Here is a 14627-nt window from a genome sequence, read left to right as displayed (position 1 = left end):
GGCTAGCCGGTTGTCATGTCGAGCAAGATCATCCTGGCGGGAATCGCCTCCGTCGCCCTTGCGGGCTGCGCCGCGACCGCGGCGAACCCGCCTCAGCCGCCTTCTGGTCCGGCGCGACTCGGCCAGACCATCTATGTTGACGGCCCCCGCGTGACGCCACTCAAGGTGATCGAGGACAGCCGCTGCCCGATGAATGCGCGTTGCGTCTGGGCCGGCCGCGTCGTGCTACGCGTCAAGGTTCAGGGCGGCGCGTGGCAGCGCACGATCGACCTGACGATGGGCGAACCGGTACAGGTCGCAGATGGCGGGCTGACCTTGACGTCGGTCACACCCGATCGCCGAACCGACATGGCGATCAAGCCGAGCGACTATCGCTTCGCCTTCACCTTCCAGGGCGGGTTCTAGACCCGCCCCGGTATCCGGTTCAGGCGACGGCGACCGACTTGGTGGTCGAAGCGCCGTGGATCTCGTCGATCGCGCCGCCGAGTGAGGCGTCGAACTCGGCATCGTCCATGCCATGGCGCAGATCCTCAAGCAGCGCGCGGCTGAAGCTCGCGATCATGCCGCGGTTCCGGGCCAGCTCGGCGCACGCCTCGGGGCGCTTGAACCCGCCCGACAGCGCGACGACGCGCAGCACGCGCGGATGATCCACCAGCGCATCGAACAGTCCGGCCTGCGCCGGGATCGACAGCTTGAGCATGACCTTGTCGTCGCCGGTCATCGCGTCGAGCGCCTTGAGGATCTCGTCGCGCAGGATCGCGTCGGCTTGCGCACGCTCGGGCGACTTGATGTTCACCTCGGGCTCGAGGATCGGCATCAGCCCGGCGGCGAGCACCTGACGACCGATTTCGAACTGCTGCGCGACGATCGCAGCGATGCCCTCGCGGTTGGCGAGATTGACGACCGAACGCTCCTTGGTGCCGAACACCCCCAGCCCCTTCGCGCGGGCGAGCAGCGCGTCGAGTTCGGGCATCGGCTTCATCAGTTGAACGCCGTTCTCCTCGGCCTCGAGTCCCTTGTCGATCTTGATGAAGGGAACCACGCCGCGCTCGATCAGCGCCTGCGGGGTCGGCTTACCGTCGACCTGACCGTCCATCGTCCGCTCGAACAGGATCGCGCCGATCACCTTGTCGCCGCTGAAGCAGGGCGCGGTGATGATGCGGCTGCGCATCGCGTGGATCAGGCCGAACATCTCCTCGTCGCCCGAATAGGCGTCCTCCTCGATGCCATAGCCCTTGAGCGCCTTGGGCGTCGAACCGCCGCTCTGGTCGAGTGCGGCGATAAAACCGTTTCCTTCCGCGATCTTCGCGGTCATCCCGGTGAAATTCATTGTGGCTAGTCTCCAGCTTTCGGCTTTTCTGTGCCGCGACTTCGTTGAGTCGTTTGTAGCAACCCGGCCTATTGCAGTGCGGCACGCGGGTGAAAAGCCTGACAACGGTAGTCAGGCGCGCGAACGCCGTGCTTGACGTGTAATCAGGCCGCCGCCACCCTCGCGACAGGGGGAGAACGGACATGGTCGATCGGCGCACAATGGTCAGCCAACTGGCCGCCCTGCCCTTCGCTGGGATGATGGCCGGGGCAATGGCACCGCCGAAGAGTCCGAAGGTGGGCGAAGCAGCGCCCGAATTCACGTTGAAGATGATCGACGACACCAAGGTCAGCCTCTCGGAGCTGCGCGGCCGTGTCGTCGTTCTCAATTTCTGGGCGACCTGGTGCGCGCCGTGCAAGCGCGAACTGCCGCTACTCGACCGCTATTACGGCCTGCAGAAGGACGCGGGATTGAGCGTCTTCGCGATCACCACGGAGGGCTCGCTGCCGCTCTACAAGCTCAAGCCCTTGTTCGCGGCGATGGAGATGCCTTCGGCGCGCTCGATCCGTGGTCCCTATGGACCGATCGGTGGTGCGGTTCCGACCAATTTCGTGATCGGCCGCGACGGTGTGCTCCGCTATGCGAAGGCCGCCGCGTTCGATCTCGATGATCTCAACCGGATCCTGGTGCCGCTGCTGCGCGAGCGGGCCTGATCCTAGCGCGCCAGCGCGGCGACCCCTGGGAGCGCCTTGCCTTCCATCCATTCGAGGAACGCGCCGCCCGCGGTCGAGACGAAGGTCATGTCGCCCGCGACGCCCGCCTGATTGAGCGCCGCAACGGTATCGCCGCCGCCTGCGACCGAGACGAGGCTGCCTTCCTTGGTCAGCGCCGCGACAGTGTGCGCGAGCGCCATGGTCGCGGTGTCGAACGGCTTGGTCTCGAACGCGCCGAGCGGGCCGTTCCACACCAAAGTGCGGCAGTTCTTGAGCACGTCCGCCAGCGCCTCGCTCGCCGCCGGGCCGACGTCGAGGATCATCTCGTCCTCGGCCACCTCGTGGACGTTGACGGTGCGCAGGCTCGGCGGATTGGCGGCAAATTCCTTCGACACTACCACGTCATAGGGCAGATGGATCGTACAATTGGCCTTTTCGGCCGCGTCGAAGATCTCCTCGGCGGTGCCGGTGAGGTCGTGCTCGCACAGCGACTTGCCGACATTGACCCCGCGCGCGGCGAGGAAGGTGTTCGCCATGCCGCCACCGATGATCAGGTGATCGACCTGGCCGACAAGATGCTTGAGCACGTCGAGCTTGGTCGAGACCTTGGCGCCACCGACGACCGCGGCAACAGGGTGCTCGGGGTTCCCGAGCGCCTTGTCGAGTGCGTCGAGCTCGGCCTCCATCTGGCGGCCGGCGAACGCGGGAAGCCGGTGCGCCAGCCCCTCGGTCGAGGCGTGGGCGCGGTGCGCGGCGGAGAAGGCGTCATTGACGTAGAAATCGCCGAGCGCGGCGAAGCGATCGATCACCCTGGGATCGTTCTTCTCTTCGCCGCCGAAGAAGCGGGTGTTCTCGAGCACCGCAATGTCGCCGGGCTGGAGCGTCGCGGTCGACTCAATGTCGCCTTCCCAGTCGATATAGCGGACCGGGCGACCCAGCACCTGGCTGAACGGGCGGACGAGCTGAGCGGTCGACAGCTCGGGGGTCGGCGTCTTGGGACGGCCGAAATGTGCGAGGACAAGAACGATCGCGCCCTTGTCGGCGAGTTCGCTGACCGTCGGCACCGCCGCGCGCAGGCGGGTGTCGTCGGTGACATGACCGTCGGCCATCGGCACGTTGAGGTCCTCGCGGACCAGCACGCGCTTGCCAGTGACATCGCCCATATCGTCCAGCGTCTTGAAGGCTCGCTCGCTCATTCTTCGATCCTGATCTCGTCGCCCACCGCGATTTCGCCGGGGGCGATCACCATCGTACATATGCCGCCGCGCCAGTCGGGCGTCAGCGCGTCGCGCAGCCCGTCGGCCAGCGCATTCATCCGTTCGCACGGATCGGTCTCGACCGTCACTTCGAGCACCACGTCGGTGCCGATGCGCAGCCTTTTACCCGCGACCTGCGGCAGATCGAGGCCCTCGACCAGCAGATTGGCGCGGCGCTGTTCCCAGGGGAGGTCGTGCCCCACCTCGGCCATCGCCGCGGCCCAGTCTCCGGCCTCGATCAGCGAGACCTGGCGCTTGTAGGGCTTGCCCTTCACGCCACCGCGGAAATCGCCGGCAATGCCGCCCTCCAGCGTCACCGCGGCGCGATCGATCGTCTCGATCGGCGCCTTGGCGAACGCATGGCGGGCGATACCGGCGATCCGGCCCATTATCCCAGCTTCGCCATCGTCGACGCGGTGTCGACCATGCGGTTCGAGAAGCCCCATTCATTGTCGTACCAGCTGACGACACGGACGAGCTTGCCGTCGATCACCGCGGTCTCGAGGCTGTCGATCGTCGAGCTGGCCGGGGTGTGGACGATGTCGATCGAAACCAGCGGCTCGTCCGAATAGACCAGCACACCCTCGAGCGGGCCGCTTTCCGAAGCCGCCTTGAGGATCGAATTCACTTCTTCGACGCTGGTGTCGCGCTTCGGGGTGAAGGTCAGGTCGATCAGCGAGCCATCCGGAACCGGCACGCGCACCGACGAACCGTCGAGCTTGCCCTTGAGCTCGGGCAGAACCTCACCGACCGCGCGCGCGGCGCCGGTGGTGGTCGGGATCATGTTCATCGCCGCAGCGCGGGCGCGGCGCATATCCGGATGGATCTGGTCGAGGATCTTCTGGTCGTTGGTATAGGCGTGGATCGTGGTCATCAGGCCACGCTCGATGCCGACCGTGTCGTTGAGCACCTTGGCCACCGGCGCGAGGCAGTTGGTGGTGCACGACGCGTTCGAGACGATCGTCATGTCGGCGGTCAGCTTGTCGTGGTTGACACCATAGACGACGGTCAGGTCGACATTCTTGCCCGGCGCCGAGATCAGCACCTTCTTCGCGCCCGCATCGATATGCTTCTGGCAGCTCTCACGGTCGGTGAAGAAGCCCGTGCACTCGAGCACCAGATCGATGCCCTGCTCGCCATGCGGCAGGTTGGCGGGATCGCGCTCCTTGGTCACGCGAATGCGCTTGCCATCGACGACGATGTCGTCGCCGTCCGCCTCAACCGTGCCCGGATACTTGCCGTGCACGCTGTCGCGGCTGAACAGCCATGCGTTCGACTTGGCATCGGCCAGATCGTTGATCGTCACCAGTTCGAGACCGCTGTCGGGGCGCTCAAGAATGGCGCGCGCTACCAGTCGGCCGATACGTCCGAACCCGTTGATCGCAACTTTCGTCATCAGTGTCTCCTAAGACCTTAGAGTCGTGCAAGAATCTGGGGCGTGATCGCGGCAGCGGTCAGCCCGAAATGTTCATAGAGCTTGGGTCCGGGACCCGAGGCACCGAACCGGTCGATGCCAAAGCGCAGCCCGTGGATGCCGGTGTAGCGTTCCCAGCCGATCGTCGTGCCGGCCTCAATCGAGACGCGCAGCACGCGTTCGGGCAGCACGTCGGCGTGATAGGCCGCATCCTGCGCGTCGAAGCGCGACCAGCATGGCAGCGAAACGACGTCGGCGCCGATCCCCTGCGCTTCCAGCTCGGCGCGCACCGCGACCGCGATCTCGACTTCCGAACCGGTGGCGATCAGCACAACCTTGCGTACCGCTTCAGCCGCCTGAAGGCGGTAGCCGCCCTTCGCCGCGCCGCCGCTGCTGAGCTGCGGCAAGTTCTGGCGCGAGAGCGCGAGCAGCGACGGCCCGTCCTTGCGTGCGACCGATGCGCCCCATGCCTCCGCGGTCTCGACCACGTCGCACGGGCGCCACACTTCGAGATTGGGAATCAGGCGCAGCGACATGACATGTTCGACCGGCTGGTGGGTCGGGCCGTCTTCGCCAAGGCCGATCGAATCATGCGTCATCACATAGACAACGCGCGCGTTCTGCAGCGCCGAGAGGCGGATCGCCGGACGGGCATAGTCGGAGAAGACGAGGAAGGTGCCGCCATAGGGCAGCACGCCGCCGTGCAGCGCCATGCCGTTCATCGCCGCAGCCATGCCGAATTCGCGAATGCCATAGCGGACATAGCGGCCTGCGCGGTTGTCCGCGGTGAAGTCCTGCAGCCCCTTGGTCAGCGTGTTGTTCGAGGGCGTCAGGTCGGCCGAGCCGCCGATCGTCTCGGGCAGCGCAGCGTTGATGACGTCGAGCGCCATCTGGCTGGCGGTGCGGGTCGCAACCTTCTTCGGATCGGCGAGCAGGCCTTCGATATAGGCGTCGAGCGCGAAACCGTTGGGAAGGTCACCTGCCATGCGGCGCTCGAATTCGGCACGATCCGAATGATTTGCAAGACGCTCGTTCCACGCGGCGTGAGGCTGAGCGCCGCGCTTGCCGGCGTCGAGCCAGGCAGCACGGATATCGTCGGGCACGACGAAGGGCGGGTAGCTCCAGTTGAGTTCGACCCGTGCCGCGGCGACTTCGTCGGCGCCAAGCGCGGCGCCATGCGTGGCCGAGGTACCCTGCTTGTTGGGCGCGCCCTTGCCGATGATCGTCTTGCAGCGGACCAAAGTGGGGCGTTCGTCGGCGAGCGCAGCGTCGAACGCCGCCTTGATGCTCGCGGGATCGTGCCCGTCGCACGCAACGACGTGCCAGCCCGTTGCCTCATAGCGCGCGGGGATGTTCTCGCTTGACGACAGGTCGACCGAACCGTCGATGGTGATGTTGTTGTCGTCCCACAGCACGATCAGGCGGCCGAGCTTCAAATGCCCGGCAAGGCCGATCGCCTCATGGTTGATGCCTTCCATCAGACAGCCGTCGCCCGCGACCACCCAGGTGCGGTGATCGACCAGCGAGTCGCCGAAGCCGGCGTTGAGGTGGCGCTCGGCGATCGCCATGCCCACCGCCATCGCGAGGCCCTGCCCCAGCGGTCCGGTGGTGCACTCGATGCCCGGAAGCTCGAAATTCTCGGGATGGCCGGCGCAAGGCGAGCCGACCTGGCGGAACGAAGCGATGTCCTCGATCGTCGGGCGCGCATAGCCGGTAAGGTTGAGCAGCGCGTAGATCAGCATCGAGCCATGGCCCGCCGACAGCACGAAGCGGTCGCGATCGGCCCATTTCGGGTCGGTAGGGTCGTACTTCAGATAGTCGCTGAACAAGACGGTCGCGACGTCCGCCATGCCCATCGGCATGCCCGGATGCCCGGAATTGGCTGCCTCAATGGCATCCATCGCGAGCGCGCGAATGGCGTTGGCGCGATCACTGAACGAAACGGTCACGGCAAGTCCCCTGATGCCGGGCCCGCATCCCGCCTGACCCGGCGAATCGAATGTGGCGTGCCAATGGGGCGAGCGGGCGCGCGCGTCAACCGCGAGGGGTTGCGAGGCGGATAAAGGCTGCCTATCCAATCCTTTCATGGTGGAGGCGGAATCCCCTGCGCTCGAGCGGATCGAGCGCGCACTCGCGCGTATCGAGGCAGCGGCGGCAAAACGTGCGTTCGACGCGGACGCGCTCCAGCGCCGCCACGCGACTCTGCGCGAGAAAGTCGAAGACGCGATCGAGGCGCTCGACGCGCTGATCGAGAAGCAGGCGGCGGACTGATGGGCCAGATCACGCTCACTATCGCGGGACGCGCCCACACCATCGCCTGCCGTGATGGCGAAGAGGTGCATCTCGAACGGCTCGAAGGAATCCTCAACAAGCATGCCGAGACCGCGCTCACCGCGTCGGGCGGGCTGTCAGGCGAGCGGACGATGCTGTTCCTCGCGCTGATCTTTGCCGACCTGTACGACGAAGCCGAGCGCAACCCGTCCGGCGGCGTCTCGCCGGTGCTGCTCGACAATCTCGCCGACCGGCTCGAAGCGGTTGCCGCGGCCCTTGAGGATCGCGGGGAAAATCCCTAAATAGGCGGCGGCGGTTCTGCCCGGTACGAGCTTTAGCGATTATCCCTGAGGCGATTCATCATCCATGGGGGCTGTCCCTGTGCAGATCCAGGTCTGTCGCACATGGTCCCCACCTGACGTACTTGGCGTCAGAGGATATTCAGGCAACCGGCCCATGGTGGTTCCGCCACACCAGTTTTTGTCAGCGTCGCTGAAACGGCAAGCCCGTTCCTGCTTCGCGAATTGCGAAGCGTAGAATGGCTGACGACAAGAAGACTCTTCGCGCCCGAATGCGCGCGCTGCGTGACGAATTCGCGATGACAATCGGCGGGGTGATCGCGCCGACCCCTGCCCTGCTCGACCGCTTCACCCCGGGCCTCGTCATTTCCAGCTACGTCCCCATCGGTAGCGAGGCCGATCCGAGCGCCATCGCCTTTGCCGCGCGTGAACGCGGCTGCACCATCGCCCTTCCGCACGTTACCAGCCGGCAATCGCCGGTGCGTTTCTTCGTATGGGACCCTGACCAGCCACTGATCGACGGCCCGCTCGGGCTGCGCCAGCCCTCTCCCGATGCCCCGGAACTGGACCCCGATATCGTGCTAACCCCGCTGCTAGCCTTCGACACCGCGCTCAACCGGCTTGGGCAGGGTGCCGGCCATTATGACCGGGTGTTTGCACGCCTGCCCGGTGCGTGGCGGGTCGGAGTCGCCTGGTCAGTCCAACGAGTCGCGGCGCTCGCAACCGATCCGTGGGACGTGCCGCTGCATGGCGTGGTCACCGAAACAGCTGCATTCGGGGAAGCAGCGGCATGAACCCCGGCCCCTCCTGGCGCCAGCCCGTTGGCGCGCTCGCGATTATCACGCTGATCGTGGTCTGGTGCGTGGCGGTCGCCAGCCTTTCCACCATCGTCGGCCAATGGCATGCGTTGGTTCAGCTGGTCTTCTACGTCTTTGCCGGCATCGTCTGGATCCTGCCGTTGAAGCCGGCACTCCGCTGGATGGAAACCGGGCGCTGGAGATTACCCAAGGCCGACTAGAGGTAGGGAAAGCCGTAATAGGTATAGACCTGCTCCTGATAGGCTCGGTCGTATTTCGGCTCCTCGCCCTGTGCGTCATAGCCCGGCGCGCCTTCGATCTGCTCTTTAGTCAGATCGACGACATAGCCGCCCTTCTCCGTCTCGTACTCGAGCGCCTTCCAGGGCAGCGGATAGTGACGGTGGCCGATCCCGAACAGGCCGCCGAATGACATGATCGCGTACTGGGCATGGCCCGAGACCTTATCGACCATGAAGCGTTCGACCCGGCCGAGCCGTTCGCCGGCGCGGTTGAACACCGCGGTTCCTTCCACGCGGTCCGACGCGATCATCGGATGGGGGCTGTCGATCCTATCGTTCATCACACTTCTCCTCGTGGGAGAAGAACGCATGAACCGTCCGGAAGGTGTCAGCGCCCCAATGCGGCGCGGGTCGCGGCGTCGGCGGGATAGAAGGCCTCGATCGCCAGTTCGGACACCGTCACGTCCTGCGGTGTTCCGAACACCGTTGTGGTCGACAGGAACGAGAGTTCGCCTGCATCGGTGCGCAGCCTGAGCGGCACCACCGGGCTTGCAGCGATCACGGGCGGCTGGCGGCGCGGCTCGAGCGAGGGCATCGCTTCAAGCTCGACGAGCAGGGCCTCGGTGCCCGCGTCGCCCGTCGCTTTCGCCTCATGCCGCAGCCGCGACAGGATATGCGCGCGCCACTCGCCGTAATTGACAATACGCGGCCCCAGCCCCTCGCGATGCAGGCTGAGTTTGAGGACATTGCACGGCCGCTCGAGCAGCCAGGGCGCGACCCCGACCAGCAGCGGTGCCAGCGCGTCATTATGCGCGACGAGGTTCCATGCGCGATCCACCACCAGCGCCGGGAACGGCTCGTGCCCCTTGAGGATCAGCATCATCGCCTCGCGCACGTCGGCCATCGCGTCATCCTCCAGCGCGTGCTCGGCGAAATGCGGGGCGTGCCCTGCCCCCAGCAACAGCCGGTTGCGCTCGCGCAGGGGCAGCTCGAGGCTCTCGGCGAGCAGCAGCACCATATCGCGCCCCGGCCGCGATCGCCCGCTCTCGACGAAGCTCAGATGCCGCTGCGAGATTCCAGCTTCCATCGCGAGATCGAGCTGGCTGATCCGCCGCCGCGAACGCCAGTGGCGGAGCTGGTCGCCGACGGGCTGGATGGATTGCTGGGCGGCGTGCTGGATGACGTGCTGCATGGCGCGAACCTAAGCCGTCTTCCGCGAATAGAAAACCATTCGCTTGGACAGTTGCGGCGGATACCAACCCGGCCTAGCAACATCGGCCATGCGTAACCTTGCCCTCGCAGCCCTGCTGCTCGCCACCGCCGCCTCGCCTGCCCTCGCGCAGAAGGTCGCGCCGATCCTGACCACGCCGGAGGCGAAGGACGCGTGGACCCATGCCCGCCCGGCCGAGGCGCGGGTGACGCATGTCGACCTCGACCTCGATGTCGATTTCGGTACCAAGACGATCGGTGGGGTCGCGACGCTCGACATACTGGCGGCAAAGGGCGCGAAGGAGATCGTGCTCGATGTGCTCGATCTCGACATCCAGTCGATCACCGACGCCAGGGGCGGCAAGCTCGCCTACACCGTCGGCGCGAAGGACAAGGAACTGGGCAGCGCGCTGACGATCCAGCTCGGCACCGCGAAGAAAATCCGCATCGCCTATCGCTCGAAGCCGGGGGCGCAGGCGCTGCAATGGCTCACCCCGGAACAGACGTTGGGCAAGGCCAGGCCGTTCCTGTTCAGCCAGGGTCAGGCGATCAACAACCGCAGCTGGATCCCGACGCAGGACAGCCCCGGCATCCGCCAGACCTGGTCGGCGACGGTGCGCGTGCCCGAGGGGCTGGTCGCGGCGATGAGCGCGCGCGCCGATACACCAGCGGGAACGCCGGTAGCGGGCGGCAAGCGCGCCTTCCGCTTCACCATGACCAATCCGGTCCCACCCTATCTGATCGCGCTCGCGGTCGGCGACCTCAAGTTCAAGGCGATCGGCCCGCGGTCGGGCGTGTGGTCGGAGCCAGGGATGCTCGACGCCTCCGTCGCCGAATTCGGCGATGTCGAGAAGATGATCGACGCCGCGCAGGCGCTCTACGGTCCCTATCGCTGGGGCCGCTACGACATGCTCGTCCTGCCGCCCTCCTTTCCATACGGAGGCATGGAGAACCCCAACCTCACCTTCCTCACCCCGACGCTGCTGACCGGCGACCGCTCGAACACCGACGTCGTCGCGCATGAGCTGGCGCACAGCTGGTCGGGCAACCTCGTCACCAACGCCACCTGGGCGGATGGCTGGCTCAACGAGGGGTTCACCACCTATTTCGAGAACCGCATCATGGAATCGCTTTACGGCAAGGAGCGCGCGGCGATCTATTCCGACCTCGACTATGCCGGCATGGTCCGCGACGTGAAGAATGCCGGCGGCGACGCGGCCAAGAGCACGCGGCTACACGGCGATCCGGGCGACGGTGCGGGGCAGCTCGACTACCTCAAGGGCAGCACCTTCCTGCGCACGATCGAATACACCGTCGGCCGCGAGCAGTGGGACGTCTATCTCAAGGGCTATTTCGACCGCCACGCCTTCCAGCCGCAGACCAGCGCCGGTTTCCTCGCCGATCTTCGCAAGCATCTGATCAAGGGCGACAAGGCTCTCGAAGGCAAGCTCCAGCTCGATCGCTGGGTGTTCGAGCCGGGCATCCCGTCCAACGCCGTCCATGTGACGTCGGAGACGCTGGCGCAGGTCGATGCGATGCTCGCCGCGTTCAATGCGGGCGGGCCGGCCTCGGCGATCAAGACCCAGGGCTGGCAGACACAGCAGTGGCAGCGGCTGATCGGCGGACTGCCGCGCCAACAGAGCGCCGCTCGCCTCAAGGAACTGGACGACGCGCTGGGCCTGACCAAATCGACCAACGCGTACATCCAGTCGGCGTGGTTCGATCTCGCCATCGCCAACCGCTACGAGCCCATCGTCCCGGCGCTGGAGGAATATCTGACGCGCGTCGGCCGCAACCTGCTGGTGACGCCGCTCTATCGCGGACTCAAGGCGCAGGGCGACTGGGGCATGCCGATCGCACAGCGCATCTTCGCCAAGGCGAAGCCGGGATACCACCCGGTCACCGTCGGCGCGGTGACGCGGATCCTGGGCGGGAGCTGATCACGGCATCGCGCGCTCGATCAGGGCGCGCGTGTCGATGACCGCGTCGAAGGCGCCATAGGCGCTGCCGCGCGGGGTCAGCCGCAACCGGCAGAATGCCTCAGCCGCCGGGCTGTCCCAGCCGAGCAGCACCGCCGCCTGCGCTGCCAGCGCGAGCTGCTCGACGCGCAGCCGGGCATTGCCCTCATGCGCCGATTTGAGGTCGATCGCGTCGATCCACGAATCATAGGCGGCATCGCGCCCGCGCTGCGCGGCGAGGAAGCCCTGCAGCGCTTCGACGCCTTCCGGCTCGCGGCCGATCGCGCGGAGCAGGTCGAGCGCGATGACGTTACCCGACCCTTCCCAGATCGCGTTGAGCGGCGACTGGCGGAACAGCCGCGGCATCGGCCCTGCTTCGATGTACCCGGCGCCGCCATGGCACTCCATCGCCTCGTAGGCCAAGCCCGGCGCACGCTTGCACACCCAATATTTGGCGATCGGCGTGAGCAGCCGGGCGACCGGATCGTTCTCGTCGAATGCCTGCGCCAGCCGCAGGGCGAGTGCGGTCGCGGCCTCGCTCTCCACCGCGAGATCGGCGAGCACCGCGGCCATAGCGGGCTGGTCGATCAGGCGGCGCTGGAAGGCGGAGCGATGCGCAGTGTGCCACAACGCCTGCGCCAGTGCCCCGCGCATCTGCTGCGCCGACCCGATCACGCAATCGAGCCGCGTGTGCTGCACCATCTGGATGATCGTCGCGACGCCTCGCCCCTCCTCGCCCAGCCGCTGCGCCAGCGCGCCGTGATATTCGATCTCGGACGAGGCGTTGGAGCGGTCGCCGAGCTTGTCCTTGAGCCGCATCACGCGGAACCCCGCGTTGCGCGACCCATCGGGCAGCCAGCGCGGGACGAGGAAGCAGGTCAGCCCACCCTCGGCATAGGCGAGCGTCAGGAAGGCGTCGCACATCGGCGCCGAGCAGAACCATTTATGCCCGGTCAGGCTGTACCAGCCCGCCTCGCCGGTCGGCTCGGCGCGCGTGGTGTTGGCGCGAACGTCGGACCCGCCCTGCTTCTCGGTCATCGCCATGCCGATCGTCACCCCGGCCTTTTCGGACGCCGGACGGGACGCTGGATCGTAGCGGCCGACTGTAATGCGCGGCACCCATTCGCCAGCCACGCTACCCTCGGCACGCAATGCCGGGACCGCGGCATAGGTCATCGTCATCGGGCAGCTCGTCCCCGAATCGGCCTGTCCGGTGAGGAACAGGATCGCGGCGTGCGCGACATGCCCCGCCGGCGTCCCGTCCCACGCCACCGACGCCAGCCCGCTTTCGAGGCCCAGCCGCATCAGTTCGTGATAGGCGGGGTGAAAGCGCACATCGTCGATCCGCTGGCCATAGCGGTCGAAGCTGTCGAGTATGGGCACATTGCGATTGGCCTCGACGCCCCAGTCGATCACCTCGGCCGAACCGCAGCGTGCACCGAGCTCCGACAGCCGCGCGGCCTGCTGCGCTCCGCCTGCCCGCGCCACGGCGTCGGCCAGCGCGCGATCGCCGGTGAACAGATTTACCTCCTCGAACGGCGGCGGCTGGTTGAGCACCTCATGCGTGTCGAGCTGGACGATCGGGCGGATGCTGGACATGGCGGGGTTCCTCCGGGACAGGCCAGCCTATCGCGCCACCTTCGCCGCCTCCAGCGCCTTTGCCTTCTCTTTCGCCGCCTTCTTCGCGCGCCGCTCGGCGACCAGTTGCGCGGCCCGGCGCGGGTTATGGGTCATTGCCGCGGTTGCCGTAGCGTCCGCCTCGACCAGAAAGCCTTCGGGCGCAAGGCGGACGTCGCGGATCTCGGCGCGGCCCATATTGCCCTTGAACACGAAGCCCTCGAATGGCTGTTCCGCCAGCCATGCGTCCGCCTTGGCGAGGCCCTCGTCATAGTCTTTGGTGAAGTCGTAGCGGGTCGCTGCCATCATCCGGTCGCGCAACGTCGTCTGGTTGACGACCTCAAGCAGCAGGTTGAACGCCTTGCTGTCGGTGTCCCCCGCCACCACCAGATCGCGAATGCCGACGATACGCTTGTCGATATCGACCACGGGCTTGGCGACGAACCACACCGTCCCCTTGGTCGTCAGTGCCCGCCCCTTCAGCGTCATCTCGACGCCCACCGCTACCTGATTCTGCGGCGTGCCGTAGATGGTGACGCGGTGATAATCGGCGGTCGCCTTGAGTCCGCCCTTGAGCTCGACGGCACGGAACTCCGGCCTCTGCAGCTCCTTGAGCGCGGTGCGCTCGAGCAGGGGGTAGAGCACCAGTACCGGCACATGGACGTTGATCCCGCGTCCGGGCAGATTGCCCATCAGATTGGGGAGCGGCGTCACCGGCGGATCGGCGGGGCGCTCACCCAGCACCGTCTCGGTCTTCGCCTGCCCGGCAAAGCCGATGATCAGGTTTCCGCCCTGAACCGAATAGCCCGAGAAACCGACCCGCTCGGGCGTGAAGCGCGCCCAGATCTGGGGTTCGGTCTTGACCCGGACCGAGGTGAAGCCCTTGGCCCAGATGCGCTGGACCTGTGAGCGCGCCTGCACCTTGTCGAGATGCCGCGGCAGCGTGCGCTCGAGGCCGGAGAGGATCTGCCGCAGCTTGGGATCGACCTTGGACGCGAAGGTGATCCGCCGGCCAAGGAAGTCGATCCCGATCTTGTTGGTCCAGTTGTAATCCGCCGCAACCCTGGCGTGCGGGCGCCAGTCGCGGCTGAGGCTCAGCGTCACCCGCGCGGTGACATTCATCGCCCCGGTCGCGGTCTCGCGCTTGATGATCTTGCCGATATTCTCGGCGCGCACCACCGCGCTCACGGGCATGGTCAGCCGCAGGACATTGCCCGATCCGGTCAGGCGGATATGCCCGCGGCGAACGGTGCCGACCAGCCGGCAGCTGATGTCGGGGAGCAGCTTGCTCTTGGTCTTGATGCAGGCCTGTTGCGGCTCGTCGATCCGCTCGAGCACCTGCGGCACCTCGGCGTTGATCGCGTCCTCCAGCTCCTTGAGCGGGATCGCGACGGGAATGCGGATGGTGGAAGCCTGTTCCTTTAGGACCAGCGGCTCCTTGAGCCGGGGCGGTGCAGGATTGGACGCCTGATCGGTGCATGCGGCCAGCGCGAGCGACCCAATGCCAATAACCGTCAGCCGCAGCCGCATTCAGCCCCCCTCTAG

At 66.5% G+C, this 14627-nt stretch carries 16 protein-coding genes; 7 read left to right on the top strand and 9 right to left on the bottom strand.

What is annotated here, in order from left to right; all coding sequences use genetic code 11:
* Positions 1-15 precede the first annotated feature (15 nt).
* Positions 16-405, top strand: coding sequence for a hypothetical protein (locus AC07NK_RS16955; protein ID WP_495171788.1), 390 nt, complete (start codon positions 16-18; stop codon positions 403-405).
* A 19-nt stretch (positions 406-424) separates the two neighbouring features.
* Here AC07NK_RS16955 and AC07NK_RS16950 read toward each other — a convergent pair whose 3' ends face one another.
* Positions 425-1330, bottom strand: coding sequence for a fructose bisphosphate aldolase (locus tag AC07NK_RS16950; RefSeq protein WP_495171787.1), 906 nt, complete (start codon positions 1328-1330; stop codon positions 425-427).
* A gap of 182 nt (positions 1331-1512) precedes the next feature.
* On the opposite strand from AC07NK_RS16950, the gene AC07NK_RS16945 reads away from it, so the two are divergent.
* Positions 1513-2022, top strand: a complete 510-nt coding sequence (locus tag AC07NK_RS16945) for a TlpA family protein disulfide reductase (RefSeq protein WP_495171786.1) — start codon at positions 1513-1515, stop codon at positions 2020-2022.
* Positions 2023-2024: 2 nt separating this feature from the next.
* Here AC07NK_RS16945 and AC07NK_RS16940 read toward each other — a convergent pair whose 3' ends face one another.
* The 4 genes from AC07NK_RS16940 to tkt are packed head-to-tail and all read right to left on the bottom strand — an operon-like array spanning position 2025 to position 6641.
* Entirely contained in the window at positions 2025-3218 is a 1194-nt protein-coding gene (locus tag AC07NK_RS16940; RefSeq protein WP_495171785.1) for a phosphoglycerate kinase, read from the bottom strand.
* On the bottom strand, positions 3215-3667 hold the full coding sequence (locus tag AC07NK_RS16935; protein ID WP_495171784.1) for an MOSC domain-containing protein: 453 nt from the start codon (positions 3665-3667) through the stop codon (positions 3215-3217). Before AC07NK_RS16935 ends, AC07NK_RS16940 begins: the two co-directional genes overlap by 4 nt.
* A complete protein-coding gene (gene gap / locus AC07NK_RS16930) occupies positions 3667-4677 on the bottom strand; it encodes a type I glyceraldehyde-3-phosphate dehydrogenase (protein ID WP_495171989.1) in 1011 nt (336 codons plus the stop codon). Before gap ends, AC07NK_RS16935 begins: the two co-directional genes overlap by 1 nt.
* Before the next feature lie 14 nt (positions 4678-4691).
* Positions 4692-6641, bottom strand: coding sequence for a transketolase (gene tkt, locus AC07NK_RS16925; protein WP_495171783.1), 1950 nt, complete (start codon positions 6639-6641; stop codon positions 4692-4694).
* Between the two features lie 136 nt (positions 6642-6777).
* On the opposite strand from tkt, the gene AC07NK_RS16920 reads away from it, so the two are divergent.
* The 4 genes from AC07NK_RS16920 to AC07NK_RS16905 all read left to right on the top strand — a co-directional run bounded on the left by AC07NK_RS16920 (position 6778) and on the right by AC07NK_RS16905 (position 8280).
* On the top strand, positions 6778-6963 hold the full coding sequence (locus AC07NK_RS16920; RefSeq protein ID WP_495171782.1) for a hypothetical protein: 186 nt from the start codon (positions 6778-6780) through the stop codon (positions 6961-6963).
* Positions 6963-7265: a cell division protein ZapA gene (locus AC07NK_RS16915; protein WP_495171781.1), complete on the top strand. Its 303-nt coding sequence runs from the start codon at positions 6963-6965 to the stop codon at positions 7263-7265. The genes AC07NK_RS16920 and AC07NK_RS16915 overlap by 1 nt, the downstream gene beginning before the upstream one ends.
* A gap of 236 nt (positions 7266-7501) precedes the next feature.
* Positions 7502-8056, top strand: coding sequence for a 5-formyltetrahydrofolate cyclo-ligase (locus tag AC07NK_RS16910; RefSeq protein WP_495171780.1), 555 nt, complete (start codon positions 7502-7504; stop codon positions 8054-8056).
* Entirely contained in the window at positions 8053-8280 is a 228-nt protein-coding gene (locus tag AC07NK_RS16905) for a DUF2842 domain-containing protein (protein WP_495171779.1), read from the top strand. The genes AC07NK_RS16910 and AC07NK_RS16905 overlap by 4 nt, the downstream gene beginning before the upstream one ends.
* Here AC07NK_RS16905 and AC07NK_RS16900 read toward each other — a convergent pair.
* Positions 8277-8639, bottom strand: coding sequence for a PRC-barrel domain-containing protein (locus AC07NK_RS16900; RefSeq protein WP_495171778.1), 363 nt, complete (start codon positions 8637-8639; stop codon positions 8277-8279). The two genes, AC07NK_RS16905 and AC07NK_RS16900, sit on opposite strands and share 4 nt — an antisense overlap.
* A gap of 47 nt (positions 8640-8686) precedes the next feature.
* On the bottom strand, positions 8687-9490 hold the full coding sequence (locus AC07NK_RS16895; protein ID WP_495171777.1) for a helix-turn-helix domain-containing protein: 804 nt from the start codon (positions 9488-9490) through the stop codon (positions 8687-8689).
* A gap of 88 nt (positions 9491-9578) precedes the next feature.
* Between AC07NK_RS16895 and AC07NK_RS16890 the strand changes: the two genes are divergently transcribed.
* Positions 9579-11447 (top strand): M1 family metallopeptidase, encoded by a 1869-nt coding sequence (locus AC07NK_RS16890; RefSeq protein ID WP_495171776.1) that lies wholly within the window; start codon positions 9579-9581, stop codon positions 11445-11447.
* Here the strand turns inward: AC07NK_RS16890 and AC07NK_RS16885 are convergent, their stop codons facing one another.
* The gene (locus AC07NK_RS16885) at positions 11448-13064 is read right to left on the bottom strand and encodes an acyl-CoA dehydrogenase family protein (protein ID WP_495171775.1); all 1617 of its coding nucleotides are present in this window, start codon (positions 13062-13064) and stop codon (positions 11448-11450) included. It lies immediately after the preceding gene.
* Positions 13065-13091: 27 nt separating this feature from the next.
* Complete coding sequence (locus AC07NK_RS16880; RefSeq protein ID WP_495171774.1) at positions 13092-14612, bottom strand: DUF4403 family protein; 1521 nt, start codon at positions 14610-14612, stop codon at positions 13092-13094.
* Positions 14613-14627 lie beyond the last annotated feature (15 nt).

The sequence above is a fragment of the Sphingomonas sp. GW821-FHT09B04 genome (assembly GCF_059418285.1).
The sequence above is the reverse complement of the archived record's forward strand: the minus strand, read 5'-3'. Positions and strand labels throughout refer to the sequence as shown.

What these genes read in the sequence shown, in the direction of transcription:
- AC07NK_RS16955 (WP_495171788.1), top strand. Translation starts at nt 16, where the DNA reads ATGTCGAGCAAGATCATCCTGGCGGGAATCGCCTCCGTCGCCCTTGCG.
- AC07NK_RS16950 (WP_495171787.1), bottom strand. Translation starts at nt 1,330, where the DNA reads ATGAATTTCACCGGGATGACCGCGAAGATCGCGGAAGGAAACGGTTTT.
- AC07NK_RS16945 (WP_495171786.1), top strand. Translation starts at nt 1,513, where the DNA reads ATGGTCGATCGGCGCACAATGGTCAGCCAACTGGCCGCCCTGCCCTTC.
- AC07NK_RS16940 (WP_495171785.1), bottom strand. Translation starts at nt 3,218, where the DNA reads ATGAGCGAGCGAGCCTTCAAGACGCTGGACGATATGGGCGATGTCACT.
- AC07NK_RS16935 (WP_495171784.1), bottom strand. Translation starts at nt 3,667, where the DNA reads ATGGGCCGGATCGCCGGTATCGCCCGCCATGCGTTCGCCAAGGCGCCG.
- AC07NK_RS16920 (WP_495171782.1), top strand. Translation starts at nt 6,778, where the DNA reads ATGGTGGAGGCGGAATCCCCTGCGCTCGAGCGGATCGAGCGCGCACTC.
- AC07NK_RS16915 (WP_495171781.1), top strand. Translation starts at nt 6,963, where the DNA reads ATGGGCCAGATCACGCTCACTATCGCGGGACGCGCCCACACCATCGCC.
- AC07NK_RS16910 (WP_495171780.1), top strand. Translation starts at nt 7,502, where the DNA reads ATGGCTGACGACAAGAAGACTCTTCGCGCCCGAATGCGCGCGCTGCGT.
- AC07NK_RS16905 (WP_495171779.1), top strand. Translation starts at nt 8,053, where the DNA reads ATGAACCCCGGCCCCTCCTGGCGCCAGCCCGTTGGCGCGCTCGCGATT.
- AC07NK_RS16900 (WP_495171778.1), bottom strand. Translation starts at nt 8,639, where the DNA reads ATGAACGATAGGATCGACAGCCCCCATCCGATGATCGCGTCGGACCGC.
- AC07NK_RS16895 (WP_495171777.1), bottom strand. Translation starts at nt 9,490, where the DNA reads ATGCAGCACGTCATCCAGCACGCCGCCCAGCAATCCATCCAGCCCGTC.
- AC07NK_RS16890 (WP_495171776.1), top strand. Translation starts at nt 9,579, where the DNA reads ATGCGTAACCTTGCCCTCGCAGCCCTGCTGCTCGCCACCGCCGCCTCG.
- AC07NK_RS16885 (WP_495171775.1), bottom strand. Translation starts at nt 13,064, where the DNA reads ATGTCCAGCATCCGCCCGATCGTCCAGCTCGACACGCATGAGGTGCTC.
- AC07NK_RS16880 (WP_495171774.1), bottom strand. Translation starts at nt 14,612, where the DNA reads ATGCGGCTGCGGCTGACGGTTATTGGCATTGGGTCGCTCGCGCTGGCC.